The 24,389-nt window shown below is 69.7% G+C and carries 25 protein-coding genes; 7 read left to right on the forward strand and 18 right to left on the reverse strand.

Features of this window, described 5'->3' with window-relative positions; translation table 11 throughout:
* Positions 1 to 23: 23 nt before the first annotated feature.
* Genes OG801_RS07565 through OG801_RS07580 form a run of 4 tightly spaced genes read right to left on the reverse strand, consistent with a single transcriptional unit; the run spans position 24 to position 3,769 of the window.
* The gene (locus tag OG801_RS07565; protein WP_355018943.1) at positions 24 to 767 is read right to left on the reverse strand and encodes a hypothetical protein; all 744 of its coding nucleotides are present in this window, start codon (positions 765 to 767) and stop codon (positions 24 to 26) included.
* A gap of 10 nt (positions 768 to 777) precedes the next feature.
* The gene (locus tag OG801_RS07570) at positions 778 to 1,635 is read right to left on the reverse strand and encodes an alpha/beta hydrolase (protein WP_355018944.1); all 858 of its coding nucleotides are present in this window, start codon (positions 1,633 to 1,635) and stop codon (positions 778 to 780) included.
* The gene (locus tag OG801_RS07575) at positions 1,632 to 2,525 is read right to left on the reverse strand and encodes an SDR family NAD(P)-dependent oxidoreductase (RefSeq protein WP_406034927.1); all 894 of its coding nucleotides are present in this window, start codon (positions 2,523 to 2,525) and stop codon (positions 1,632 to 1,634) included. Before OG801_RS07575 ends, OG801_RS07570 begins: the two co-directional genes overlap by 4 nt.
* Entirely contained in the window at positions 2,522 to 3,769 is a 1,248-nt protein-coding gene (locus OG801_RS07580; protein ID WP_406034929.1) for an NADH:flavin oxidoreductase/NADH oxidase family protein, read from the reverse strand. Before OG801_RS07580 ends, OG801_RS07575 begins: the two co-directional genes overlap by 4 nt.
* An 88-nt stretch (positions 3,770 to 3,857) precedes the next feature.
* On the opposite strand from OG801_RS07580, the gene OG801_RS07585 reads away from it, so the two are divergent.
* The 5 genes from OG801_RS07585 to OG801_RS07605 all read left to right on the forward strand — a co-directional run bounded on the left by OG801_RS07585 (position 3,858) and on the right by OG801_RS07605 (position 8,111).
* On the forward strand, positions 3,858 to 4,472 hold the full coding sequence (locus tag OG801_RS07585; RefSeq protein ID WP_406034931.1) for a TetR/AcrR family transcriptional regulator: 615 nt from the start codon (positions 3,858 to 3,860) through the stop codon (positions 4,470 to 4,472).
* Positions 4,469 to 5,461, forward strand: coding sequence for an NADP-dependent oxidoreductase (locus OG801_RS07590; protein ID WP_406034933.1), 993 nt, complete (start codon positions 4,469 to 4,471; stop codon positions 5,459 to 5,461). The genes OG801_RS07585 and OG801_RS07590 overlap by 4 nt, the downstream gene beginning before the upstream one ends.
* Positions 5,458 to 6,318: an alpha/beta fold hydrolase gene (locus OG801_RS07595; protein ID WP_406034935.1), complete on the forward strand. Its 861-nt coding sequence runs from the start codon at positions 5,458 to 5,460 to the stop codon at positions 6,316 to 6,318. The genes OG801_RS07590 and OG801_RS07595 overlap by 4 nt, the downstream gene beginning before the upstream one ends.
* Before the next feature lie 144 nt (positions 6,319 to 6,462).
* Complete coding sequence (locus OG801_RS07600; protein ID WP_406034936.1) at positions 6,463 to 7,371, forward strand: DNA-processing protein DprA; 909 nt, start codon at positions 6,463 to 6,465, stop codon at positions 7,369 to 7,371.
* 179 nt (positions 7,372 to 7,550) lie between these two features.
* Positions 7,551 to 8,111, forward strand: a complete 561-nt coding sequence (locus OG801_RS07605; protein ID WP_406034937.1) for a phosphoribosyltransferase — start codon at positions 7,551 to 7,553, stop codon at positions 8,109 to 8,111.
* A 132-nt stretch (positions 8,112 to 8,243) separates the two neighbouring features.
* On the opposite strand, the gene mftF is transcribed toward OG801_RS07605, so the two are convergent.
* From mftF to mftA, 7 genes are read right to left on the reverse strand one after another with little or no spacing between them, the layout of a single operon-like run.
* Positions 8,244 to 9,719: a mycofactocin biosynthesis glycosyltransferase MftF gene (mftF, locus tag OG801_RS07610; RefSeq protein WP_406034939.1), complete on the reverse strand. Its 1,476-nt coding sequence runs from the start codon at positions 9,717 to 9,719 to the stop codon at positions 8,244 to 8,246.
* Positions 9,716 to 10,525: a mycofactocin-coupled SDR family oxidoreductase gene (locus tag OG801_RS07615; protein WP_406034941.1), complete on the reverse strand. Its 810-nt coding sequence runs from the start codon at positions 10,523 to 10,525 to the stop codon at positions 9,716 to 9,718. Before OG801_RS07615 ends, mftF begins: the two co-directional genes overlap by 4 nt.
* Positions 10,522 to 11,193, reverse strand: a complete 672-nt coding sequence (gene mftE, locus OG801_RS07620) for a mycofactocin biosynthesis peptidyl-dipeptidase MftE (RefSeq protein WP_406034943.1) — start codon at positions 11,191 to 11,193, stop codon at positions 10,522 to 10,524. Before mftE ends, OG801_RS07615 begins: the two co-directional genes overlap by 4 nt.
* Entirely contained in the window at positions 11,190 to 12,455 is a 1,266-nt protein-coding gene (gene mftD, locus OG801_RS07625) for a pre-mycofactocin synthase MftD (protein WP_406034945.1), read from the reverse strand. Before mftD ends, mftE begins: the two co-directional genes overlap by 4 nt.
* Positions 12,456 to 12,481: 26 nt before the next feature.
* Positions 12,482 to 13,705 carry a mycofactocin radical SAM maturase gene (gene mftC / locus OG801_RS07630; protein ID WP_406034947.1) on the reverse strand — a complete coding sequence of 408 codons (1,224 nt, stop codon included), beginning with the start codon at positions 13,703 to 13,705 and terminating at the stop codon, positions 12,482 to 12,484.
* A gap of 10 nt (positions 13,706 to 13,715) precedes the next feature.
* Positions 13,716 to 13,985, reverse strand: a complete 270-nt coding sequence (gene mftB / locus OG801_RS07635) for a mycofactocin biosynthesis chaperone MftB (RefSeq protein ID WP_406034949.1) — start codon at positions 13,983 to 13,985, stop codon at positions 13,716 to 13,718.
* A 26-nt stretch (positions 13,986 to 14,011) separates the two neighbouring features.
* A complete protein-coding gene (gene mftA, locus OG801_RS07640; RefSeq protein WP_355224786.1) occupies positions 14,012 to 14,110 on the reverse strand; it encodes a mycofactocin precursor MftA in 99 nt (32 codons plus the stop codon).
* A gap of 130 nt (positions 14,111 to 14,240) precedes the next feature.
* On the opposite strand from mftA, the gene mftR reads away from it, so the two are divergent.
* Positions 14,241 to 14,852, forward strand: a complete 612-nt coding sequence (gene mftR / locus OG801_RS07645) for a mycofactocin system transcriptional regulator (RefSeq protein ID WP_406034951.1) — start codon at positions 14,241 to 14,243, stop codon at positions 14,850 to 14,852.
* Between the two features lie 102 nt (positions 14,853 to 14,954).
* Here the strand turns inward: mftR and OG801_RS07650 are convergent, their stop codons facing one another.
* The 7 genes from OG801_RS07650 to OG801_RS07680 form a co-directional block, all read right to left on the reverse strand.
* Positions 14,955 to 16,184, reverse strand: a complete 1,230-nt coding sequence (locus tag OG801_RS07650; RefSeq protein WP_406034953.1) for a lytic transglycosylase domain-containing protein — start codon at positions 16,182 to 16,184, stop codon at positions 14,955 to 14,957.
* Between the two features lie 419 nt (positions 16,185 to 16,603).
* Positions 16,604 to 18,607: an NADPH-dependent 2,4-dienoyl-CoA reductase gene (locus tag OG801_RS07655; RefSeq protein ID WP_406034955.1), complete on the reverse strand. Its 2,004-nt coding sequence runs from the start codon at positions 18,605 to 18,607 to the stop codon at positions 16,604 to 16,606.
* The gene (locus OG801_RS07660; protein ID WP_406034957.1) at positions 18,586 to 19,671 is read right to left on the reverse strand and encodes a phosphotransferase family protein; all 1,086 of its coding nucleotides are present in this window, start codon (positions 19,669 to 19,671) and stop codon (positions 18,586 to 18,588) included. The genes OG801_RS07655 and OG801_RS07660 overlap by 22 nt, the downstream gene beginning before the upstream one ends.
* Positions 19,668 to 20,846, reverse strand: coding sequence for an acyl-CoA dehydrogenase family protein (locus tag OG801_RS07665; protein WP_406034959.1), 1,179 nt, complete (start codon positions 20,844 to 20,846; stop codon positions 19,668 to 19,670). Before OG801_RS07665 ends, OG801_RS07660 begins: the two co-directional genes overlap by 4 nt.
* A 31-nt stretch (positions 20,847 to 20,877) precedes the next feature.
* Complete coding sequence (locus OG801_RS07670) at positions 20,878 to 21,552, reverse strand: hotdog domain-containing protein (protein ID WP_406034961.1); 675 nt, start codon at positions 21,550 to 21,552, stop codon at positions 20,878 to 20,880.
* A gap of 1 nt (position 21,553) precedes the next feature.
* The gene (locus OG801_RS07675; protein ID WP_406034963.1) at positions 21,554 to 22,321 is read right to left on the reverse strand and encodes a 3-hydroxyacyl-CoA dehydrogenase; all 768 of its coding nucleotides are present in this window, start codon (positions 22,319 to 22,321) and stop codon (positions 21,554 to 21,556) included.
* A gap of 26 nt (positions 22,322 to 22,347) precedes the next feature.
* Positions 22,348 to 23,523 carry a thiolase family protein gene (locus OG801_RS07680; RefSeq protein WP_406034965.1) on the reverse strand — a complete coding sequence of 392 codons (1,176 nt, stop codon included), beginning with the start codon at positions 23,521 to 23,523 and terminating at the stop codon, positions 22,348 to 22,350.
* Between the two features lie 173 nt (positions 23,524 to 23,696).
* Between OG801_RS07680 and OG801_RS07685 the strand changes: the two genes are divergently transcribed.
* Entirely contained in the window at positions 23,697 to 24,377 is a 681-nt protein-coding gene (locus OG801_RS07685) for a TetR family transcriptional regulator (protein WP_406034967.1), read from the forward strand.
* Positions 24,378 to 24,389 lie beyond the last annotated feature (12 nt).

Here is a 24,389-nt window from a genome sequence, read left to right on the forward strand (position 1 = left end):
AGTTTTCGTACCCGTCGGAATATTTACGTTCCCCAGCGCCGCGCCTCGGGCAGCTGCGGGTAAGGCGGTTTGTCGATGCCCAGCACTCCGGTGCAGGCCAGCGGCCGGGCCTGAAGGAAGACACCGACGCGATGGGTCTTCTGCTTCAGCGCATGGCTCATGGCGCTGGCATGGCCGCCCTTCTTGTAGGCGAAGTCCCGGGCCAGGGCGTAGGTCTTCCAGAGGCTGATCGAGGTGTGCTCGTACGGCAGCTGAGCCGAGATGTCGATGCTGCCGCGGTGACCGGGGTGGTGCGCGGCTCGGCTGGCCGCGTGCAGGTTGTTGCGCATGAACTCGAGCAGCCGGCCACGCCGGAGGATGCCGTGGACGATGGCCACCATGGGCTCGCCGTCGACGAGCGGCTCGGCCCCGTCGGCACTGGGCTTCCAGCCGTGCCAATGGTCGTGTTCGGACTCGGAGTCGATCCTCACCCGCACGATCTCGCTGTCGAGGCTGAACCGTCCAGGGCCGTCGATGGCACGCCGCAGCGGACCGGCGAAGGCGGCCTCGGCCGCCTCCGCCGATTCCCACGCGGCGACGAGCGCACAGCCGCCCGGAAGGAGGTTCGGGGCGAGGGAGTGGGTGCCGTTGTTGGCATAGTTCACCGTCACGCCATGCAGGCCGTCGATACCGGCGTCGATCGTGCGCCTGAGGTCGCGCCGCCACCCGATCCGCCCGCCGGGCGGCCGATGGAAGGCGTCGACGGTCAGGAAGTCCGGTCGGCTCATCGCTGCCCGCTCAGGACGCCGCGGACTCGGTCTTCGGGCCGAGGAAGTCCAGTACCTCGGGGACGAACTCGTGGTGGTACTGGAACACGCCGCCGTGACCCGAGGCCGGGTAGATCCGCAGTCGGGAGTCGGGCAGCCGGGCCGCCATGTCCTTGGAGTGCTCGCTGGCGACCATCAGGTCCTTGTCCCCGTTGGCGACGAAGACCGGGATCTTGATCTGCTCCAGGTCGTCGGCGGGGTGCATCCCCGCGCTGGTGATCGCCCGCAGCTGGGCCAGGCCCGCCTGCGAGGAGATCGGCTTGTCCCGACCCGTCGTACGCTCCGCGAGCCGCTCGAAGTAGGCGTTGGCCGCCTTCTTGCCTTCCGTGGTGCGCGGGAAGAAGAGGAAGTGGCGCGGGTCCTTCCGGGACAGGAACGCCTTCGTGTAGGCGCCACCGACGATGAACGGCATCTTCCAGATGCCGCCACCACCGCGGGGGCCGCTGCCGGCGACCACCATGCGGCGTACGAGATCGGGCGCCTGGAGGGCGACCATCTGGGCGACGGCACCGCCGAGCGAGAAGCCGATCAGATCGACCTGCTCATACCCGAGCGCACGGATGAAGGCGATGGCGTCGGCACCCATCTCCTCGATGTCGTTCGGGACCCGGCCTCCGGTCGCGCCGACCCCGCGGTTGTCGAAGGCGATCACGTGGTGCTGCGCGGCTACCCCATCGAGGACGCGCGGGTCCCAGTCGTCGAGGACGGCGGTGAAGTGGTGCAGGAACACCACCGGTACGCCGCCGGGCTTGCCGAGCTCGCGGTAGGCGAACGAGGTGCCGCCGACGTCGATCGTCTTGTTGGGAGTGGTCTTCCAGGTGGTGGTCATGGCTTGTTCCTTCGTGAGAGTGCCGCCGGGACGGCGACGGGAGGCGTGGAGAGGCGGGCGTCGAGACGGGCGAGGACGTCGAGGATGCGGCGGTCGCGCGCGAAGCGGGAGTCGAGCACGGGCCCCAGGAAGCCGCGCCAGGAGGAGACCGGACGCCACAGGTTCGGCAGGATGACGCGGGCCGCGCGCGCCTCGAGCCCGTCGGCGATGCCGGCCGCGGCCTGCGCCGGGGTGATCCGCTTCAGCATCGCCTTGGGCAGCGCGCCGAGCAGCTCCATGACGACCGGGTCCTCGTCGACGCCGCGGGCGATCATGTCGGTCTGAACGAGCGAGAAGTAGGCCGTGAGGACCGAGACACCGTGGTCGGCGAGCTCGACGCGGAGCCCGCGTCCGAGCTGCTCGACGGCTGCCTTGCTCATGGCGTACGGAATCGTGCCCATGCCGTTGAGGAAGGCGAACACGGAGCTGATCAGGACGACCTGGCCGCGCTGCGCGATCACGTGGGGCAGCGCGGCCGAGACCGTGTTCGCGACACCGGTCACGTTGACCGCGAGAGTGGCCTCGATGTCCGCGGTGGGCGTGTTGCGCAGCGTGGCCGCCTTGGCCAGGAGACCGGCGTTGGCGATCACGACGTCGAGTCGGCCGTACCGGTCGACGGTCTGGGTGACCGCCGCCTCGAGCGAGGCGGGGTCGCGTACGTCGGCGACGCATCCGAAGATGTCGGTCGCATGCAGCGCGCCGGCCCGCTCGGGCGTCGTCGGGTCGATGTCGGCGACCGCCACGCGGGCTCCCCGCTCGAGCAGGGTGCGGACCGTGGCGGCCCCGATCCCGCCGTTGCCACCGGTGACCAGGACGACCTTGTCGGCGAGGTCGTACGCGTGGCGGCTCACTTCAGGCCCCGGCGCGGCGCGAACGACACCCGGCCGTTGCGGCGCACCATGGCCACCGCGGTGCGCAGCACACCACGGTCGAGATCCGGCTCCTGCCCGCGGGCGAGCCGGTGCATCTGGTCGGTGTTCCAGGCGAGGTTGAGGACTCCGTCGAGAGCCTTCAGATCCGCGAACCGGCCGAGCAGACCGCGCATGCCGGCGCCGATCTCGTGGGTGGTCAGCTCCCCGGCGCGCCCCCGGAGGATCGCGTCGGCGGAGTCGGTGGTCGTCACCGTCGGGCGCCCGATGCCGACGAGGTCGCAGTCCCCGGCGGTGAGCGCCTCCTGCATCCCGGAACGCGAACGGAAACCGCCGGTCACCGCCAGCGGTACGTCTCCGGCCGCCTTCCGGACGGACCGCGCGTAGTCGAGGAAGTACGCCTCACGTGCCCGGGTCGAGGAGGCGGCCGAGCCCGACATGGCCGGTGACTCGTAGTTGCCGCCACTGACCTCGATCAGATCCACCTCCTCCAGCGCCAGGGCCTCGACGACGGCGCGCGAGTCGTCCTCGGTGAACCCGCCACGCTGGAAGTCGGCGGAGTTGAGCTTGACCGACACCGCGAACCCGGGACCCACCCGACCGCGTACGCGGCGTACGACCTCGATCAGGAAGCGCATGCGCCGCTCGGCGTCGCCGCCCCATTCGTCCTCGCGCAGGTTGGTCAGCGGCGAGAGGAACTGGGTGGCGAGGTAGCCGTGCGCCGCGTGGAGCTGTACGCCGTCGAAGCCGGCGTCCTCGCAGACCTTCGCGGCGACGGCGAAGCGCTCGATGATCTCCTCGATCTCCGCACCGGTGAGCTCACGAGGCACGGCCGCACCAGGAAGCGCGAGCGGCACGGCGCTCGGCGCGACCGGCTGGTGGCCGAGATCCATCAGGTTGGACTGACGGCCGGGATGGTTGAGCTGGGCGAAGATCGCGGCGCCGCCGTCGTGCGCGGCCTTGGTCCACGCCGTCAGCTGCGGAAGGGCGCGGTCGTCCTCGATCACGATGTTGCCCGGCTCCCCCAGGTGCCGGCGGTCGACCATGATGTTGCCGGTGATCAGCAGGCCGTAGCCGCCCTGCGCCCAGCGGCGGTAGAGCGTGACGATGCGCTCGTCGGGCGAGTTGTCCGCATCGCCCAGAGCCTCGCTCAACGCTGCCTTGGCGATGCGGTTGGGCAGGCGTGCGCCGGACGGAAGGTCGAGCGGATCAGCAAGCGAGGCCATGGGTGCTCCAGTTCGTGATTGCAGTACGTTCGTAATAGTATGGTCATAATGCTAAAGTATTGACAACCCCCGGAAGGAGATTCACCTCATGGCGAGATACAGCCCGGAGCACAAGGAAGCGACGCGGCGCCGGATGATCGAGACCGCCGGCCGCCGGCTCAAGAGCGACGGCATCGACGGCTCGGGCATCGCGACACTGGTCGCCGACGCGGGACTGACCAACGGAGCTTTCTACGGTCACTTCGCCTCGAAGGAGGACCTGGTCGCCTCGGTCGTGACCCAGCAGCTCGCCGACCAGGTCGCCGTCGTCGACGCGCTGCCCGCAGGCCTCGCATCCGTCGAGGCCTTCCTCCGCGAGTACCTCTCCGCCGAGCACCGCGACGCCCCCGCCGAAGGCTGTCCGTCGGCCGCCCTCCTGGATGAGATCGGTCGCTGCGACGCGACTACCCGAGACGCCTACACCGACGGCGCCCGCTCGATGATCGAGGCGATCTCACGCCACCTCGACGAGGGCGATGCCCAGCAGACCGACGAGCGTGCGATCGGCATCTTCACGCTCCTGGTCGGGTCCCTGCAGCTGGCTCGCGCCGTCACCGACGCCGAGCTCTCCGACCGCATCCTCGCCGCGGCCTACACCCAAGCCATGACCATCGCGGGAGCCCGTCCGGCCCCCGCGGGAACACCCACCCAGGAGTCGCCATGAAGGCGTTCGTCGTCACCCACTACGGTCCGGACGGGCTCGAGGCAGCTGATGTCCCGACGCCGACGGCCGGACCTCGCGACGTCCTGGTCGACGTCCGCGCCGCGAGCATCAACCCGCTCGACAAGATGGTCCGCAACGGGGAGCTCAAGCAACTGCTGAAGTACGAGCTGCCCTTCGTCCTCGGCCACGACGTCTCCGGCGTGATCACCCAGGTCGGGCCGGAGGTCCGTGACTTCAAGGTCGGCGACGAGATCTTCGCCCGGGCGCGCGACCTGCGCATCGGCACCTTCGCCGAGCAGATCGCCATCGACTCCGGCGACATCGCCCTCAAGCCGAGGTCCTTGTCGTTCGAGGAGGCCGCCGCCGTACCCCTGGTCGCGCTCGCCGCATGGCAGGCCCTGGTCGGCCTGGCCAGCGTCAAGCCGGGCCAGAAGGTCCTGGTCCACGCCGGCGCCGGCGGCCTCGGCTCCACCGTCATCCAGGTCGCCAAGCACCTCGGGGCCCACGTCGCCACCACCGCCCACAGCAAGGACGTCGAGAAGGTCCGCGCGCTCGGCGCCGACGAGGTCGTCGACTACACCAGCACCGACTTCGCCGAGGTCCTGTCCGGCTACGACGTCGTGCTCGACTCCCTCGGGACCGCCAGCCTCGAGAAGTCGTTGACCGTCCTGAAGCCGGGCGGTCTGGCGATCAGCGTGGTCGGACCACCCGACCCGCACATGGCGGACCAGCTGGGCAAGCCGCTCCTCAAGCCCGTGATGTCCCTGTTGAGCCGCAAGATCAGGTCCCGAGCCAAGAAGCTCGGCGTGCGCTACTCGTTCCTCTTCATGGAGGCGAACGGCACCCAGCTCAAGACCCTCGCCGCGCTCTACGACGACGGCATCCTCCAGCCGGTCCTCGACCGTACGTTCCCCTTCACCGACACGATCGAAGCGATGGCGTACGTCGAGCAGGGCAAGGCCAACGGCAAGATCGTGGTGACCCGATGACCTCCACCAGCAACGAGCCCGTCATCACCTCCTACGAACACGCCCCGACCCGCTCCGTCACCGTCGGCGACGTGACGTACGCCTACCGCGAGCTCGGCCCGAAGGGCGGCGTGCCCGTCGTCTTCTTCGTGCACCTCGCGGCGACCCTGGACAACTGGGACCCGCGCATCGTCGATCCCATCGCCGAGAAGCGACACGTCATCACCTTCGACCAGCGCGGCGTCGGCGCCTCGACCGGGAAGGTGCCCGACACCATCGAGGAAGCCGCCGATCACGCCTACGAGTTCATCGCGGCGCTCGGCTTCGAGGAGATCGACATCTTCTCCTTCTCGATGGGCGGCTTCATCGCGCAGGACCTGATCGTCAAGCACCCCGGCCTGGTCCGCAGGCTCGTGCTGACCGGGACCGGTCCTCGTGGCGGCAAGGACATCGAGAAGGTCGCCGGCGTCACCTACCGGGACATCCTCAGGGCGACGCTGACCAGGTCGGACCCCAAGGAGTTCCTCTTCTTCAACCGCGACGCGGCCGGAAAGTCGGCCGCGAAGGCGTTCGTCAAGCGGCTCCAGGAACGCACCAACGACCGTGACCGGCCGGCCACCATCAAGGCGCTGCGGACCCAGCTGAAGGCGATCCAGAAGTACGGTCGCTCCGCCCCGTCGGATCTGTCGGCGCTCACCCTGCCGACCTTGATCGCCAACGGCGACCACGACCGGATGGTGCCCACGGCGCTCTCCGAAGACCTCCATCGCCGCATCAAGGGCAGCCAGCTGATCATCTACCCGAACTCCGGTCACGGCGGGATCTTCCAGTTCCACGAGAAGTTCGCCCCGGTCGCCGCCGACTTCCTCACCGACTGACAGGACTGCTTCTTTAGGCTCATTCTCGCGACACTCAATCCCAACCCAGACACACCGCAGCCTGATAATCTAGAACACATGTTCGATTCAAGTTCCGGCGCCCCGCTCCCCCACAACGGCCCGATATCGGACTACGCTCGCCCTATGGAGCGCGCCACCATCGACGACCAGGCAGCCCTCATTGCCTTGCTTCGGGAACGCCCCGGTGGCATCGGGTGGACGAAGATCGTCGACACCCTCCTCCAAGAAGGGAGTGTCCAGGCAGGGCGAGATCTGCTAGCCGCCGCCGATCTCTTTGGAGACACCGAGCATGAGGAGCGGATCGCGGAAGCGCGTCGAGACCTAAAGAAGTGGTCCGACGCCGGCTTCGAATTCTTGTCGGTGCTTGACCCGAGATACCCGGCTCGGGTGCGCGATATCCAAGAGGCGCCGCCCTTCCTCTTCGCACGTGGCGCACGCGTTGAGGGTGACGTTGGCTTCTCCGTGGTCGGCTCCCGCAAAGCAAGTGAGCGTGGTGTCCGGATGGCAAGTGCGATCAGTGCCCTTCTGGTTAAGAAGGGATTGACGGTCGTTGCAGGGCTAGCCGAAGGCATCGATGCGGTCGCGCACCGGACCGCTCTCGACAGCGGAGGACGCACGGTCGCTGTTATCGGCACGGGCATCGACCGGTACTACCCGGCGTCGAGTCACGACCTCCAACAGCAGATCGAGCGCGATGGCTTGGTCCTCTCCCAGTTCTGGCCCGGGTCGCCACCCACCAAGCAGAGCTTCCCGATGCGCAACGCCGTGATGTCTGGCTACGGTTTCGCGACGATCGTCGTCGAGGCTGGCGAGCAGAGCGGCACTCGTATCCAGGCCCGGCTAGCCGTGCATCACGGTCGGCCTGTGATCCTCACCGACACCGTCGTAGAGGCCACTCAGTGGGGAAAGGACCTCGTCGACAACCCTGACGTCTACGTCGCCTCCTCCCTAGAGGAGGTCTCAGCGTCGATCGATCGACTCGTCGACCGCCCCGGCAGAGTCGATGCGGCATTGAGCCAGATCTCGCTGTAGTGGTGCAGCGATCCGCAGCGCTCGACGTCATCCGCGCCGACCTGACACGGGCGACGAGCGGATACCTTCACAACGTCCGCTTCCTTTCACAGGTGAACTGCACCGTCTGCGGAACGCCGACCGATCCCCGCTACGAGGCCTGTTACAAGTGCAACGACCGTCGGAGAAGCCGAGCGGACATGGCCGACCAGGTCGGCTTCGTCATCTACGCATGGGACAGCGGACAACCTGGACGTCTCATGTATGGCTACAAAGACACCCCGGGCGCGTCCCACAGCCGAATCGTCCAAGCCCTCTTGACCTACGCCGTCGCGGCTCACTGGCCGTGTATCTCCGCTCCGTTTGGCCCGCCCGACGCCTGGACCACCGTCCCGTCGCTCAAGCGTCGCCCTGGGCCCCATCCACTCGAGACCATCGCGGCCTCGTTCTTGAGGTCGATCCCGCAGGTAAAGGTCGCCGCGACCCAGAATCCCCGGGACCCGCGCGAGGTACGCCCGGCAAACTTCATCGTCCCGCCGACATCTTCGCAGCATGTCCTGGTTCTAGAGGACTCCTGGGTGACCGGCGCCCGCGTCCAGTCGGTCACCGCGGCCCTGAAGGCGGCAGGCGTACGCCACGTAACCGCCATCTGCGTCGCCCGCTGGCTTTCAGCCGGATTCTCTAAGAACGAGCCGTTCGCGACCACCATCCAGGCGCCTTTCGACCCGGACGTCTGCCCGTTCACTGGCTCCAACTGCTGAACAGGATCGAGACAAACTCCCAATGCTCTGTCGCTGACATGGGTCGATGCCACGAACCGTTGGCCCCGCACATGGGCGTACAAGAGGACTGTGCACTTCCCGAAGCCATCTCCCGACACCGAGGCTTCCCGATCACGACCCATCACCGACATCGCTCAGCAGGCACCGAGCCGGCCTGGCTTTACTAGACGTGGTGCCCTGGCCCTCGTGCCGCGCTTGAGGCCGGCGCACGAGGCGCGGGGTGAGGCACTGCGCGGACCGGGATCTCGCGGCGCCGAGCCAGAGTCCGGCACCGTAGGCGAGGTCGTCGAGGCGGCGGCCGAGGAGGGTCGCGGGCCGGACGTCGGTCTCCTGGAGGGCGACGGCGGTGTCGACGACGAGCGCGGCGAGCACCATCCGGCGTGCGGTGCGACTGATCAGGCAGGCCACCAGCGTGAGTGGCCACCAGTGGCGCAGCAGGAGCGCTGACTCCTGGCGCAGCGACCAGCCGAGTCCTCGGACTGCGAGGCGGGCGGCGAGGCCACGGCGGCCGGGTACGTCGGGGAGAGCATCCGAGACGACGCGGCCGCCCCAGGCCAGCGAGGCGAGCGCCGCGGGTGCCGACCACCAATGGCCGACCAGGATCGCGGCTCCGGCCGCGGCCATGGCCGGGGAGAGCACGGCCGGGGCGATCGCGGAGCCGTGACGGCGCCCGAGCTCGGCGCCGCCGGTGCCGTAGACGAGCTTGCGGCCGAGCCAGCCGCGTACGGTGCCGCGGACCTCGTGCAGGGCCTCGAGGTCGGGCGCGTAGCGGACCACGTGCCCGGCCTCGACCAGTCGCCAGACCAGGTCGACGTCCTCCCCCACGCGCAGATCGCCGGCGAAGCCGCCGACCTCTCGCAGGGTCGAGGTGCGGGCGACCAGGCAGGCCGACGGCAGCCAGCCGACGGCCGCGCCGGGGCGCACCGAGCACGCTCTGGTGCCCAGAGAGAGCGAGGAGGCGGCCATGTCGTGTCGTTCGAACCACGCCGGCCGGGCCTTGTCGCTGTGCCCCCGAACCAGCGGCCCCACCAGCGCGACCCGAGGGTCCACGAGGTGACCGGCCAGCTGCGCGAGCATCTCCGGGGCGGCGGTGACGTCGGAGTCGACGAAGGCGACGTAGGTCGTGGCGACCCGGGCGAGTCCGGCGTTGCGGGCGCCGGCGGGTCCGAGGTTGTCTGTCAGTGCGAGGAGGGTGGCGCCGTGGCGGCGTACGACCTCCGCGACGGCGTTCGGGTCGTGGGAGGCGTCGTCGACGACGATGACGCCGAGGCCGCTCAGCACGGCCAGGCAGCGGTCGAGGAGCTCGGGTCGGTCGTGGGCCGGGACGATGACGGTGAGCTCGGCCGGGTCGACGGGCGCCAGATCTGCGGGGTCGGCGAGGTTGCCGTCGAGCAGGCGGCGGGCGATGAGGTCGGTGGTGGCATCGTGAACCCGAACCTGCCTGCCGGCCACGCGGTCGGCGGCCGTGGATGCAAGGCGCATGGACCGCAGTGGCGAGCCGCCGATCAGAGACAGCCCACCGTCTGCCGTGGGCAGGAGGCGTACGTCATCGCGCACCCGCACCGTGAACCCATCGGGCAGCGTCATCCGCCGAAGCCTCCGTCGGCGGCGACGACCGAGCCGTTGAGCACCGCCCCAGCAAGCGAGCAGGCGTGGACGACGGTGGCGGCGACCTCGTCGGGTGTGAGCGGGCGGCGCAGGAGCTGGTGTGCGGCGAGGTCATCCGGGCCGACCGAGTAGAGGTTGGCGGTCGCGGCGAGCATCGCGGTGTCGGTGGAGCCCGGGGAGACGGCGCAGGCCGTCACGCCGGTGCCGGCCAGATCGGCGGCCAGGCCTCTCACCAGACCGACTACGGCATGCTTCGCGGCGTTGTAGGCGGCGAGGTGGAACAGTCCGCGCGAGCCCGCTGCGGAGGCGAGCGCGACGAACCGGCAGCCGCTGGGATCGGGCCCGGCAAGCATCGCGGGGACGGCGGCCACCGCGGTGTTCCAGACCCCGGCGACGTCGATCTGCCACTGCAGGTCGAGCGAGGTGTCCTCCCACAGCGGGCACCCGCCGGCGATCACCGCCGCACCGGCGACGGCGACGTCGAGCCGCCCCCACCTCTCCTGCGCGGCGCCGACCGCGGCGGTCAGCGCCGCCGGATCCCGTACGTCACCGACGACCGGTTCGACCCAGCCGGCCGGGAGCGAGGCGATCAGGCTGTCCAGGTCGGCCTTCGTGGCCTGGGGATAGCCGGCCGGAGAGTCCTCGCCCGCGCACCAGTCGAGCGCGACGACGCGTACGCCCTCGGCCACCAGGCCGCGCAAGGTGGCCGCGCCGATCCCACGCGCGGCGCCGGTCACCAGCGCGACCCGGGCCGCTGTCTCTGTGCTTGCTGCCCCGGGCCTCATCGTGCCGCGGCTCCTATCCGGAGCCGGTCATAGGCACCGACGACCATCGCCTCGAGGATGCGCTTGCCCTGCTCGGCGCTCGCGCCGGTCGGGTCGCCGAGGACGCCGTTGGCCGAGACGGCTTCGACACCGCCCGCCCGCATCACCGGCAGCAGCGTGGCGATCGGGCGGGTGTTGCCGGGCACGGCCTGCCGCAGGCGTACCCGTTCGGGGGCCAGTTGCAGCATGAGAGAGGTCTCGGTGTGGCCGGCGTGCGGATCCGCGTCCGGGACCTGGCAGGGCACCCACGAGACCTCTCTCCCCTCGGTGCGAAGGACCGTGACGGCGGCCGTGACCGCGTCCAGGTTGCCGCCGTGGCCGTTGACCAGGACGACCCGCGAGGCCCAGGTGGTCAGGGAGCGGCCGAGCTCGACCAGGACCGAGGTCAGCACCGTGGTCCCGATCGAGATCGTCCCGGGAAACGACTGGTGCTCACCGCTGGCACCGATCGGCACCGCCGGCGCGACGGAGGCGCCGATGAGCGGGGCGAGCTCGTCGGCGACCGCGGTCGCGATCACCGTGTCGACGTCGAGCGGCAGGTGGGGCCCGTGCTGCTCGGTGGACCCCACCGGCACCAGGACCGTGCCGCCCGCCACGATCTCCGGCCAGGGACGGTCGACCAGGCTCACGGCCGGTCCAGTGGTCGGCCCGATGGTTGCCCGAGCGCGAGCTCGAAGCCGTCGGGGATCACCAGGTCCTCCGGGGTGAGGTCGTGGATGGAGGCCTTGCCCATGCCCAGAACCGCGGAGTCGAGGCCGCTGCGGAGGATGTCGAGGACGTTCTCGACACCGGCCTGACCGTTGGCACCCAGACCCCACAGGTAGGCACGCCCGACCATCACCGCACGTGCGCCCAGGGCGAGCGCCTTGGCGACGTCGGAGCCACGGCGTACGCCACCGTCGAGCAGCACCTCGATCTGGTCGCCCACCGCGGCAGCGATCGGGCGCATCACCCGGATCGTGGCCGGGGTGCCATCGAGGTTGTTGCCGCCATGATTGGAGACCGAGATCGCGTCCACACCCGCGTCGACCGCGCGCAGCGCGTCATCGACCCGGCACACGCCCTTGAGCATGAACGGCTTGCCCTGACCAGAATTGTCGGCAGTCAGGTCCTTCCAGGTGCTCACCATCCAGGCCACGTCGTCCCACGACGGCGGCGGCGTGGTCATCCACTCGTAGTAGGCACCGAAGAACGTGGGCGGCTCCCCCAGGCTGCCGTCGGCGGCGATCGGCGCCAGGTTGGGCGCGGTCAGGTCCGGGATGCCGCCGCTGCGGGCGTAGGCCGCGAGCCATCTCCCCCGGCTCATCACCTGGGGCGCGAACCTGAGCATCGCGGAGAGGTCGACCTTCTCGGGGATCTCCGGGCTGCCCCAGTCACGGCCCATGGAGAAGGACCAGTCGAGGGTGGCGATCAGCGCCTTCGCTCCGGCGGCGTGCGCCCGGCGCATCCGGCGGATCATCACGTCGCGGTCACCGGTCCAGTACATCTGGAAGAACGTCGCCGCGTTGGCCGCCACGACCTCCTCGACCGACTTCGAGGCGAAGTTGGACAGCCCCATCACCGTGCCCCGGGCCGCCGCCGCCCGCGCGACCGCGACCTCACCGTCGGGATGGACGGCCTGTACGCCGGTGGGCGAGATGATCACCGGGAACCCGATCTCCTGGCCCAGCACCGTGGTCGACAGCTCGCGCTTGTCGTGATGGCCGGCCACGTGCGGCGCCAGCCCGAGGTCGGCGAACGCCTGCTGGTTGTCCGCGATCGTCTGGCCGCGCTCCGAGCCGGCCAGCAGGGCCGCGTACACCGGCTTCGGCAGCCGCTTGCGGGCACGCTCCTGCGCCACCGCGACGGACTCGAACCACGGGTTCTGCTTCCAGGGGTTCTTCCAGGCCATGTCTGTTCTCGCTTCTGTTCTCAGGGTCAGTTGGGTGCGAAGCCGGCCAGCGGCGACTCGGCGCACGCACTCACCGGCGGGCTCACGGGTGGGGCAAGGTCGGAGTCCGGACGCCGTCGGGAGAGCGTCAGCAGCACCGGCGCGTTGCGGCTTGGGGCGCTGCGGGAGTGGTCCTGGCCGACCGCGGGAATGGTCCGGGCACCGGCCAGCGCGGACTCGCCATAGCCCTGGACACACTCGGGGTCCGGCCCGTCCAGCGGCAGTCCGGTGAAGAACTTCGCGGCCATGCAGCCACCGCGGCAGGAGTCGTAGTGGGCACAACCCGAGCAGGCGCCACCGGTCTGCGGCTCCCGCAGCTCCTGGAAGAGCGCCGAGGTCTTCCACACCGTGTCGAAGCCGCCGTCGGTGAGCAGGTTGCCGGCCAGGAACTGGTCATGGATCGCGAACGGACAGGCGTAGACATCCCCGACGGGGTCGATCAGGCACACCACCCGGCCGGCGCCGCACAGGTTCAGACCAGGCAACGCACCGCTGCCGTCCTCCGGCCCGAAGGCGGCCAGGTGGAAGAAGGAGTCCCCGGTGAGCACGTTGTCGCCGTTGGCGACAAGCCACTCGTACAGCTCTCGCTGCTGCTCGGGCAGCGGATGGAGCTCGTCCCACACATCCGCCCCGCGGCCCGAGGGACGCAGCCGGGTCAGCCGCAGCGTCGCCCCGAAGCGGTCCGCGATCGCCTTGAACTCGTCGAGCTGCCCGATGTTCTCCCGGGTGCAGACCACGCTGAGCTTGGCGTCACCGAACCCCGCGTCGTGCAGGTTGCGCAGCGCGGTGATCGCGGTGTCGTAGGACCCCGTCCCCCGCACCCGGTCGTTGACCTCGGCCGTTGCCCCGTCCAGCGAGATCTGTACGTCCACATAGTCGCTCGCGGCCAGCCACCGCGCCCGTTCCGGGGTGAGCCGGACGCCGTTGGTGGAGAACTTCACCCCGACGTCGTGGGCGACGGCATATTCGACCAGGTGCCAGAAGTCGGGACGTACGGTCGGCTCGCCACCGCCGATGTTCACGTAGAAGACCTGCATCCGCTGCAGCTCGTCGATCACCGCCTCGCACTGCTCGGTGGTCAGCTCACGCGGGTCGCGCCGGCCGCTGCTCGAGAGGCAGTGCGCGCACTCCAGGTTGCACGCGTAGGTCAGCTCCCAGGTCAGACAGATCGGCGCATCCAGGCCGAGCTCGAAGTGCTCCACCAGCTTCATCACAGTCTCCTCACGTCACGGGACGGATCATGTCGGTCCGGGCCAGGCCGGAGAGCGCCGCGACGTACGCAGCGTGCTGGCCCTCCGGCACTCCCGATGCCACGAGCGCACCGCGCACATCCGGGTGCGACCCCAGGGCACGCACCACCGCCACCAGTTCGGGGCGCTTGAGGAAGGTCAGCTTCCGGTTCCCGAAGTGGTAGGCCAGCGCCCCGAAGGGCTCAGGCCGCAGCGCGACCGACGGCGACAGCCCCCATGCGCTGTCCAGGCTCACGGCCATGCTCGGATCACTCAGCATGACGACGCTCAGTAGACGCCGCACATGCCGTCGATCGAGACCTCTTCGATCAACGACTCCTCGGTCAGGGCCTCGTCCACGATCTGGGTGTTCTCGTCAGGGTTCATGACAGCTCTCCTTCATCTCGGGTGACGCACAACACATTAATGACACTGGAGGTCAAAAAGATAGAGGTTGTCTCGAACCGGGAACTCTTTTGCCTTCAGCACACCAGAGACGGCTGATAGATTCCGACGAATGCCGACCAGCCCCGCCCCCGCGACGCGGCGCAGCTCGCTCCGCGGACGTCCCGCGGCGACCACGCACGCGGAGATCGAGCAGGCCGCCTTCCAGCTCTTCGTGACCAGGGGCTTCGAGGCCACCACCCTCGACGACATCGGCGAGGCGATCGGAGTCGGCAGGCGCACCATCACCCGCTACTACCCCTCCAAGAACGACATCCCCTGGGGACAGTTCGACCGCACCCTCGACGGCTTCCGCGAGATCCTGCGCTCCATGCCCGCCGACCTCCCGCTCCACGTTGCGGTCCACCGGGGCGTACTCGCGTTCAACGACTTCCCCGCCGACGCCAGCCCCAGCCACCGGGACCGGATGCGCCTGATCCTGACCACCCCGGCCCTCCAGGCCCACTCGGTGCTCCGCTACGCCAGCTGGCGCGAGGTCATCGCCGAGTACGTCGCGGAGCGCACCGGTGGGCACACCGACGACCTTCTCCCCCAGACGATCGGCCAGGTCTCGCTCGCCCTCGCCCTGACCTCGTACCAGGCCTGGCTCGCCGACGAGGACGCCGCGCTCCCCGACCTGCTCGACGCCACTATGACCCATCTGCGTTCGCACCTCTCGACCTGACGCTCGGCTGAACGCGCACGGGGTCGGACGGCATCTTGGGAGATGGCGCGACCTGGACGTCGGGCGCATTCTCTTCATTCAGGTCCGCAGCGAGTCGGAGGCTCATCGGACCAAGTCGTTGATGCACCTGTCCCAAGCGACAAGGTCGAGCCGACTCACGCCGTTCGCCGTGCATCGGGTGACCGCCTGGGTCAGGGTCAAGACACGATCGACAGACGCGCGGACAGGGGCCGGGAGGGGCTCGGCGACTTTCTCGAGGTTCCCATCTGCGTCGTCCTGTTCCTGCTTGGGCGGTGAAGCCGGAGCCTCATCCGAAGCAGGCGAACTGGGTTTGGACCCCGTGGTGTCCTCGCTTCTGTTCTGACCACCAGGTTCTTCCGGAGCGGTGGTCAGACGATCTCTGGCACCGTCTTCACCCCGAGGGATCTGCCTTGGTTTTGGCGCCTCCTTCTCGCCATCAGACGCGGCGGAAGACCGCCAACTAGAGCCGGGAATGTAGGTCACCGGCAGGTTTTGGTTGGGCACGGCGGTGTAGTCGCCCCTCAGGTACGCCATGAGGGTCTGCAGCACCTGGTCGGCGTAGGACCGCGAGTGGTTGTAGCGGAGGACCGCTGCACGGCGCCCGGCCTCGTTGCCGAGGCCCTGAGGACCCGAGCACAGATACACCCCTGCCGCCAGCGCGGCGTCGTTGATGTCCTGGGGGTCCCTCTGCCCGTCGCCGTCAGCGTCCACACCGACGGCTGACCATGTGGCGGGGATGAACTGCATCGGACCGACAGCACGATCCCATGCCTCGTCTCCGTCGTACTGCCCGGAGTCCGTGTCCGCGATCGCCTGGGTCTTGTTCCTACCGTCGAGAGGGATGCCGTAGATGCCTGGACGAGAGACGCCGTCGGCACCCAGGCGGCTGCCGCCAAAGCGGCCGTGGTCCGACTCGACGCGGCCCACAGCCGCAAGCAGCTGCCAGTCGATGTCACACGTCTTGTCCGCAGCGTTGATGACCGTCTCGGCGCGCTGGTAAGCGGCAAGCGCAGCGTTCGGAATCCCGTCTGTCGAAGCGCCCGCCGCAAGCTGCATGACCTGCCTCTGCGGGACGCCGGCCCCCACGACAGCTGGTTGCGAATAGCTCACAGGGTCTTGCACCGCCGCTGTCGGCACCGAGATGCCGCCCAGGGGCGCGGAGGCCGGCATGTTCCCGCTGGCGAACGCAGACGGATTCACCAGGTGGACCGCCCATACGACCGACACGGCGAACAGATGGACGAGTGCGACGACAGGCCTCGACACCCTCACGCTCGACGTCGGCATTTCAGTACGATCCGTCGTAGACATGGCACCTCCGTAGGCTCTTCAGCGAGCTCCCAAACCGTAAAGAGAGCCTTGAGCGGCGGCTCACATCATCCTGCGGGATCACTCTGTCCCCCCTCGCAGGACGACCGATCCCCGGCGGGAACGACGCCCGCGGCCAGGGCGGTCTCCGCCCCGGGACCCACGAACGCCGCCACCCGACTCGCCGACGATGCTGAAACACGTAGGGCAGGCTTGGACCGCACACCCCCGGCCGGGCAGGCATGCACCGTCCGCCACCAAGCCGGGGCGCTGGACTATCGCGGAACTCATCATCAGGTCTCTCCCTCAAGTCAACCTCGGAATAAATCTACCACCGTTAGGTTTACCGAGCGTGGCCCGCGCCACACTTTTTACAGATCGTTCTGGCGGCTGAAGCGCGTTGGAAGAGAGGCGACGCCCAGCTACAGCGCCGCAGCGACGGATGTGCCCTGGGCGATCGCGCGCTTCGCGTCGAGCTCGGCGGCCAGCTCGGCGCCACCGATCAGGTGCGGCGTACGGCCAGCGGTGACCAGGGCGTCGTAGAGGTCCCGCACCGACTCCTGGCCGGTGCAGACCACGATCGTGTCCGCCTCGATGGTGTGGGCGACCCCGTCGACCACGACATGCAGGCCGCGGTCGTCGATGCGCTCGTAGGAGGCGCCGGGGACCAGCCGGACGCCCGCCTGACCGAGCACCGCGCGATGCGCCCAACCCGAGGTCTTCCCCAGGTCCTTGCCGATCGCGGTTGCCTTGCGCTGGAGGAGGGTGACCTTCCGGGACGGCTCGAACGGCCGCCGCTCGGTGAGCCCTCCGGGCCGGGTCAGCGTGGGGTCGACGCCCCATCGGGCCAGCCACCCGTCGAGGTCCTCCTTCGGGTCATGGGTGAGCCAGTGGGACACGTCGACGCCGATCCCGCCGGCGCCGACCACCGCGACGCGCTCGCCCGGTGTCACGCGCCCGGCGAGCACGTCGGCATAGCTCGCGACATTGGCGTGGTCGATCCCAGGGATCTGCGGGACCCGGGGCCTGACCCCGGTGGCGATCACGATCTCGTCGAAGTGCTCGAGGTCGGCAGGCGTCGCGGCCGATCCGAGGCGTACGTCGACGGCGAGCACCTCCAGACGACGACGGAAGTAGCGCAGCGTGTCGGCGAAGTCCTCCTTGCCGGGCACCTCCATCGCCAGTCGGAACTGCCCGCCGACCTCCTGCTCGCGTTCGAACAGGGTGACCGCGAGCCCACGCTCGGCGGCGGTCACCGCGGCGGCAAGCCCGGCCGGGCCGGCACCCACGACCGCGACGCTGCGACGCCGAGGCGCGGGCTCGATCGTCCACAGCGTCTCCCTGCAGGCCCGCGGGTTCACCAGACAGGTCGTCTCCAGGCCCGAGAACCCGTGGTCCAGGCAGGCCTGGTTGCACGCGATGCAGGTGTTGATCTCGTCGGCTCGCCCGGCAGCCGTCTTGGCCACGAAGTCCGGGTCGGCCAGCAACGGCCGGGCCATCGCGACGAGGTCGGCGTCGCCGTCGGCGACGACGTCCTCGGCGAGCTGCGGGGTGTTGATCCGGTTGGAGGCGCACACAGGCACATCCACCGCGGCCTTCAGCAGCCGGGTGTAGCGCAGCCAGGCACCCCTGGGGACCTGGGTGATGATCGTCGGGATGCGGGCCTCGTGCCAGCCGATGCCTGTGTTGAATGCGGTCACACCATCGGCCTCCAGCGCCTGAGCGAGCTCGATGGTCTCCTGCCAGGTCTGGCCGCCGTCGACCAGGTCGAGCAGGGAGATCCGGTAGAGGACCGGGAAGTCCGGACCCAGCTCGACGCGGATGCGGCGCACGATCTCGACCGGCAGCCGCATCCGGGCGTACGCCGAACCACCCCACTCGTCGGTGCGATCGTTGGTCCGCGGCGCGAGGAACTGGTTGATCAGGTAGCCCTCGGAGGCCATGATCTCGACCGCGTCGTAACCAGCGGCCCGAGCACGCGCGGCCGCCGCGGCGAAGTCGTCCACGACCTGCCAGACCTGCTTGGTGGTCAGCGGTCGCGGCTGGAACGGGTTGATCGGGCTCTTGATCGATGAGGCGCCGACGTTGGCGGCGTGGCGGCCGTAGCGGCCGGCGTGGATGAGCTGCAGCGCGATCCGGCCACCCTCTGCGTGCACGGCGTCGGTGATCCGCCGATGGGCGTCGATCCGGTCGTCGGTGGCCATGTCGCCGGCGCCCTCCTCGAGACGGCCCTCGGCGTTGACGGCGTACGCACCGGTGATGATCAGCCCGGCACCGCCGCGGGCGCGCTCGGCGAAGTAGCCGGCCAGCCGTGGGACGTCGTCGGCGGCGTCCTCCAGACCGGTGTGCATCGAGCCCATCACGACGCGGTTGGGCAGCTCCAGGGTGCCGAGCCGCAGTGGGCTCAGCAGGTGGTCGAACGACATCGTGCTCCTCGGGTCGGCCCGCCGGCGGGGCGGTCGGCGGTCAGGGTGGTCAGCGCCGCCTCCAGGAAGGGAGCGACCGCGGATCCCGCGGTGTCGTTGCCGTCCTCCGGTGCGCCCTCGGCCCGCCAGCGGTAGTCGATGCCCGCGGCGATGACGGCGATCTTGTAGTAGGCCAGACCGAGATGGGCCGGCCAGCTCTCGAGCTCGACCCCGCCGGCGCGCTCATAGCGCCGCGCCAGAGCAGCCGGGGCGTCGAGTCGCGGGCTGGTCCACGCCGTCGGGAAGCCGAGGACCTGGTCGAAGGCGGCATGTCGGTAGGCGCACATGGTGGCGACATCGGCGATCGGGTCTCCGATCGTGGAGAGCTCCCAGTCGACGACCGCCGCGACACGCGGCGTGGCTCCGCCGAGGTCCAGCAGGGCGTTGTCGATGCGGTAGTCGCCGTGGACGATCGAGGTGTGCCGCTGCTCGGGGATCCGCTCCTCGAGGAGCTGGCGCACCTCGGTCGCCTCCTCGCGCACCTGGGCGTCGCGCGGGGCGACCAGCTCCCACTGGCCCGACCACCTGGTGATCTGACGACGCACGTACGCATCGGGGCGGCCGAATCGCTCCAGCCCGACCGCGACATGGTCGACCCGGTGAAGCGCGGCCAGCGTCTCCACCAGCGCATCGGTGATGCCGTCGATGACGCCCTGATCGAGAGCGTCGAACTGGTCACGGGACTGGACGGTCACAGCGTCGACGAACTCCCACACCGAGAAGGGTCCACCCAGGATCGCCTCGTCCTCGCAGAAGACCACCGGGGCCGCGACCGGCACGTCGGTGGCTGCCAACCCGTCGGTGACGCGGAACTCACGCCCCACATCGTGTGCCGACGGGGTACGGCCGTGCCGGGGCGGAGTGCGCAGCACCCAGCGACGTACGCCATCGTGGAGGAGGACCGTGAGGTTGGAGCGACCACCGGAGATGAGGCTGCCCTCCAACTCGGGCCCGACCTCGGCGCCGGCGGCCAGCATCCGCTCGCGCACCGCGGCCAGCTCGATCTCTGCGAGAACCCCGGTCATGAGACGTCTCCCGCGATCCGGCGCACGGCGCGGCGGGCGATCGACCAGCGGTGCACCTCGGAGGGCCCGTCGTAGATCCGGAACGGGCGGATCTCGCGGGCGATCCGGGCGACCGGGAGGTCGCGGGAGACTCCCAGGCCGCCGCACATCTGCACCGCCCGGTCCGCGACCCGGCACAGCGCCTCGGCAGCGAACGTCTTGGCGATCGACGTCGACTCCGACGCCCGGCCGCGGTCGTCGAGCTCGCGGCAGGCCGCCAGGAGCAGTGCCCTGGTCGCGGCCAGGTCGATCTCGTTGTCTGCGATCAGCTGCTGCACCATCCCCTGCTCGGCGAGCCGGGACCCGAAAGCCCGGCGTCCGGCGACGTGGCGTACGGCTGTCTCGTGCGCTCGGGCGGCGGCGCCGCTCCAGCGCATCACATGGGTCATCCGGGCCGGGCCGAGGCGTACCTGCGCGTAGCGGAAGCCCTCGTCGACCTCGCCCAGCACCGCATCCTCACCCACCTCGACATCGGTGTAGGTGATCTCGCAGTGCCCGCCCAGCATCGAGCGATCCTGCGTGCCGACATGGCGCACCAGGTCGACGCCGGGAGCGTCCGCGGGCACCAGGAACATCGTCGCCCCACCCGCACCACCTGGCTCGCCGGACGTACGCGCCATGACGATGTGGAACCCAGCGCCGTCGGCACCGGTGATGAACCACTTGTGCCCGTTGAGCAACCACCCCGACGAGGTCCGCGCCGCCCGGCTCACCAACGCCGACGGATCCGCACCCGCTCCCGGCGACGGCTCGGTCATCGCAAAGGCCGAGCGCACCTCGCCCCGAGCCAACGGCGCCAGGAACCGCTCCCGCTGCCCCTCATCGGCAACGTGGGCGAGCAGATGGATGTTGCCCTCGTCGGGCGCGTTGATGTTGAGGGCCATCGGCCCGAACAACCCCCACCCGGCAGCCTCGAAGACCGGAGCGCGCTCGACCATCCCCAGCCCGAGACCGTCGTACTCAGCCGGCGCATGTGGAGCGAAGACCCCCGCTGCGCGGGCCTCGGCCTGCAACCGGATACGCAACGCCTCGCCGCCCGCCGCCTCGACATCGCCGTCGTGCTCGTCCTCCACCGGGAGGACATGGGTCTCGACCAGCTTCCGGGTCGCTTCCGCGATCGCGGCCACATCGGTCATTGCATGCTCCTTGTCTGAATCCATGGGCTTCTCAGTCCTGGCCCGCACGCAGGCCGAGGAACAGTGCACGGGCGTCGGCGCAGAGGATCTCGCCGTCCCAGATCTCCCCCACCAGGTAGCGCTTGCGTCCCGACTCCTCCGCGAACCCGGCCCGTACGGTGAGCGGCTTGTCGACCTGGGTCACCGCTCGGTAGTTCACCGTCAGGCTGGCGGTGCGTCCCGGCGGTCGCGAGCAGGTGTCGGAGAGACGCCCGAGCACCTCGTCGAAGAGGAGCGCGACAGCTCCGCCGTGGACCGCTCCGTGGCCGCCGAGGAAGTAGCGTCCGAAGGTGACGGTTCCCTCGACGCTGTCCGGGCCGCGAGCGGTGAGCACGAAGGTGGGGGCCATCACCTGGCCGCGGCCGTGCAGGTCGACGCGGTGGCCGAACGCCTGCAGCATCTCGGGCACCTGGTCCTGTCTCAGCCGCGCCGACCACTGCTCGACCTGCCGGGTGAGCGCGATAGCGCGCTCCTGGTCCGGCAGCGCCCCCGCGAGGTCGTCCAGGAGCTCGCGCAGAGCCTCGATGAGCGGCCCCCACGCAGCGCCGCCCGGGAGCTCGGCCGGCTCCCTCTCGAGATTGGCCGCGGTGAACGACTCGGGCACGCCGATGCGCGTCTCCCATGCTTCGGCGTGACCGGTCGCCGTGCCGTCAGCTTGGCCGTCCACCTCAGCGAGGCGCCATCCGGATCGCGCCGTCCAACCGGATCACCTCGCCGTTGAGCATCGGGTTCTCGACGATGTGGGCGACCAGGCCGGCGTACTCCTCGGGCTTGCCGAGCCTGCTGGGGTGAGGCACCTGGGCGCCCAGGGAGTCGATGGCCTCCTCCGGCAGAGCGTTGAACAGAGGGGTGTGGAACAGGCCGGGCGCGATCGTGTTGACCCGGATCCGGTGGCCGGCCAGGTCGCGGGCGATCGGCAGGGTCATCCCGACGATCCCACCCTTGGAGGCCGAGTACGCCGTCTGGCCGATCTGCCCGTCGAAGGCGGCGACCGAGGCGGTGTTGACGATCACCCCGCGCTCCTCGCCGTCGATCTCGGTGTTGGCCACCATCGCGGCCGCCGCGAGGCGGAGCACGTTGAAGGTGCCGACCAGGTTGACGTTGACGACCTTGGTGAAGTCGGACAGCGGGAACGGCGAGCCGTCCTTCCCGACGACCCTGATCGCGTTGCCGATGCCCGCACAGTTGACGGTCACTGCCAGAGGTGCCTCCGCGACGGCGGCGTCGACAGCGGCCCGCACCTGCTCCTCATCGGTGACGTCGGCCGCGACGAAGACGGCATGCTCGCCGAGATCGGCGGCGACCTGCTTGCCCTCGCTGCTGGGTAGATCGAGGATCACGACCTGTGCCCCCGCGGCGTGAAGCCGCAGGACGGTGGCGAGGCCGAGGCCGGAGGCGCCGCCCGTGACGAGGGCGGACTTGCCGATGATGTTCATGCTGTTCCTTTCGGTGATGAGGCTGGTCAGAGACGCTCGATGATGGTCGCGTTGGCCATCCCGCCGCCCTCGCACATCGTCTGCAGGCCGTACCGCCCGCCGGTCTCCTCGAGGTGGTTGAGGAGGGTGGTCATCAGGCGGGTGCCCGAACCGCCCAGCGGGTGGCCGAGGGCGATGGCCCCGCCCCGCGGGTTGAGCCGCACGGGGTCGGCGTTGAACTCCTGCGCCCACGCCATCGGAACCGGCGCGAAGGCCTCGTTCACCTCGTACGCGTCGATGTCGTCGATGCTCAGGCCAGACTTCTTCAGCGCCTTGTGGGTGGCAGGGATGGGGCCTGTGAGCATGATCTCGGGATCGGATCCGGTGACCGCGAAGGTGTGGAAACGGGCTCGCGGGGTCAGGCCGAGCTCGGCGGCCTTCTCCTCGCTCATGATGAGTGCCGCCGAGGCACCGTCGGTCAGGGGCGAGGAGTTGCCCGGCGTGATGTGCCAGCCGATCTCGGGGTAGCGGGCGGCCATCTCCTCGGTGAAGAACGACGGCTTGAGCCCGCCGAGCCCTTCGGCCGTCGTCGTGGGCCGGACGGTCTCGTCGACGACGTGGCTGCCGCCGTCGGGCAGGGCCACCGGGACGATCTCGGGACCGAAGCTGCCGGAGATGGCGGTCGTGGCGGCACGGCGATGCGACTCCGCGGAGTAGGCGTCGATTCGGTCGCGGTCGAGCTTCCAGCGCGAGGCCACCAGCTCGGCGCCGATACCCTGGTTCGGCAGGCTCGGGAAGCGGGCGGCGAGGGGGCCGAAGGGCGTGCCCGGACCGACCGAGCTGCCCATGGGCGCCCGGCTCATCGACTCCACTCCACCGGCGATGACGATGTCGTACGCCCCGGCGATCACACCCTGGGCGGCGAAGTGCGCGGCCTGCTGGGACGAGCCGCACTGCCTGTCGATCGTCGTGCCCGGGACCTCGACGGGCAGCCCCGCCGCGAGCAGAGCGGTGCGGGTGACGTTGAGCGCCTGGTCGCCGTACTGGGCCACACAGCCACCGATGACGTCCTCGACGAGGGCCGGGTCGAGGTCGTTGCGCTCGACCAGGGCACGAATGACGGTCGCGAAGAGATCGGCGGGGTGGACCCCGGAGAGCGCACCCCCTGGCTTCCCCTTGCCCGAGGCTGTCCTGGCGATGTCGACGATCACGGCGTTGGTCATAGGGGGCTCCTGATGTTCACAGCTATCGGGTCGCGATCACACTAAACCTTCTGTCGTTAGGTTTACAAGAGCGTAACGAGCAAAACGCACCCGAGTCACCGGCGGTTGGGCAAAGACGTGCGAGAATCTAAAGTGATGCGGTTATCGCAGGCCGCAGGACCGAGGAGGGCACCATGGCACGACCGAGCACACCGCTGATCAGTCGAGACGCGACCATCAAGGCCGCCCTGGAGATCATCGACGGAGACGGCATCGATGCCCTGAGCCTGCCGCGACTGGCCCGCGAGCTCAACGTCAAGGCGCCGTCGCTCTACCACCACTTCAGCGACAAGGACGAGATCCTCGCCGCGGTGGCACGCGCGATCGTTGCCAAGACCCCGCTCCCCCGCAAGCCGAGCCAGAACGACTGGGCCGAGTGGTTCACCCAGCTCGCCCTGAACTTCCGGGCGTCGGTGCTGCGGCATCGAAACGCCGCGCCGATCCTGCTCCGGTTCATGCCGCGCGACCTGCTCACCGAGATGTACGAGCAGGCAGCCATCTACCTGAGCGAGTGCGGCGTGCCGGTCGAGCTCCACATCCAGATCCTCGACGGCCTAGAGAAGGTCTCGCTCGGTGCCGCGATCGCGGAGGCGATGCGGCCACCGTCGCGCGCCCGGGTCCGTTTCGACCACGCCGACCCCGAACGCTTCCCGGCCCTGACCGCCGCCGGCGCAGCGAACCAGCTCAACACCAAGCAGATCTTCGAGCACACCGTACGCAGCTACCTCCTCGGCGTGGCCCACTTCGGCAGCATCGACGCCGGCGCCGGAACCAACGCTCCGGCGTCGGACGCCGACCTCGCCAGGACCGCCTGACCCAGGGCCGCC

The sequence above is a fragment of the Nocardioides sp. NBC_00163 genome (assembly GCF_045206295.1).
Lineage (GTDB): Bacteria > Actinomycetota > Actinomycetes > Propionibacteriales > Nocardioidaceae > Nocardioides.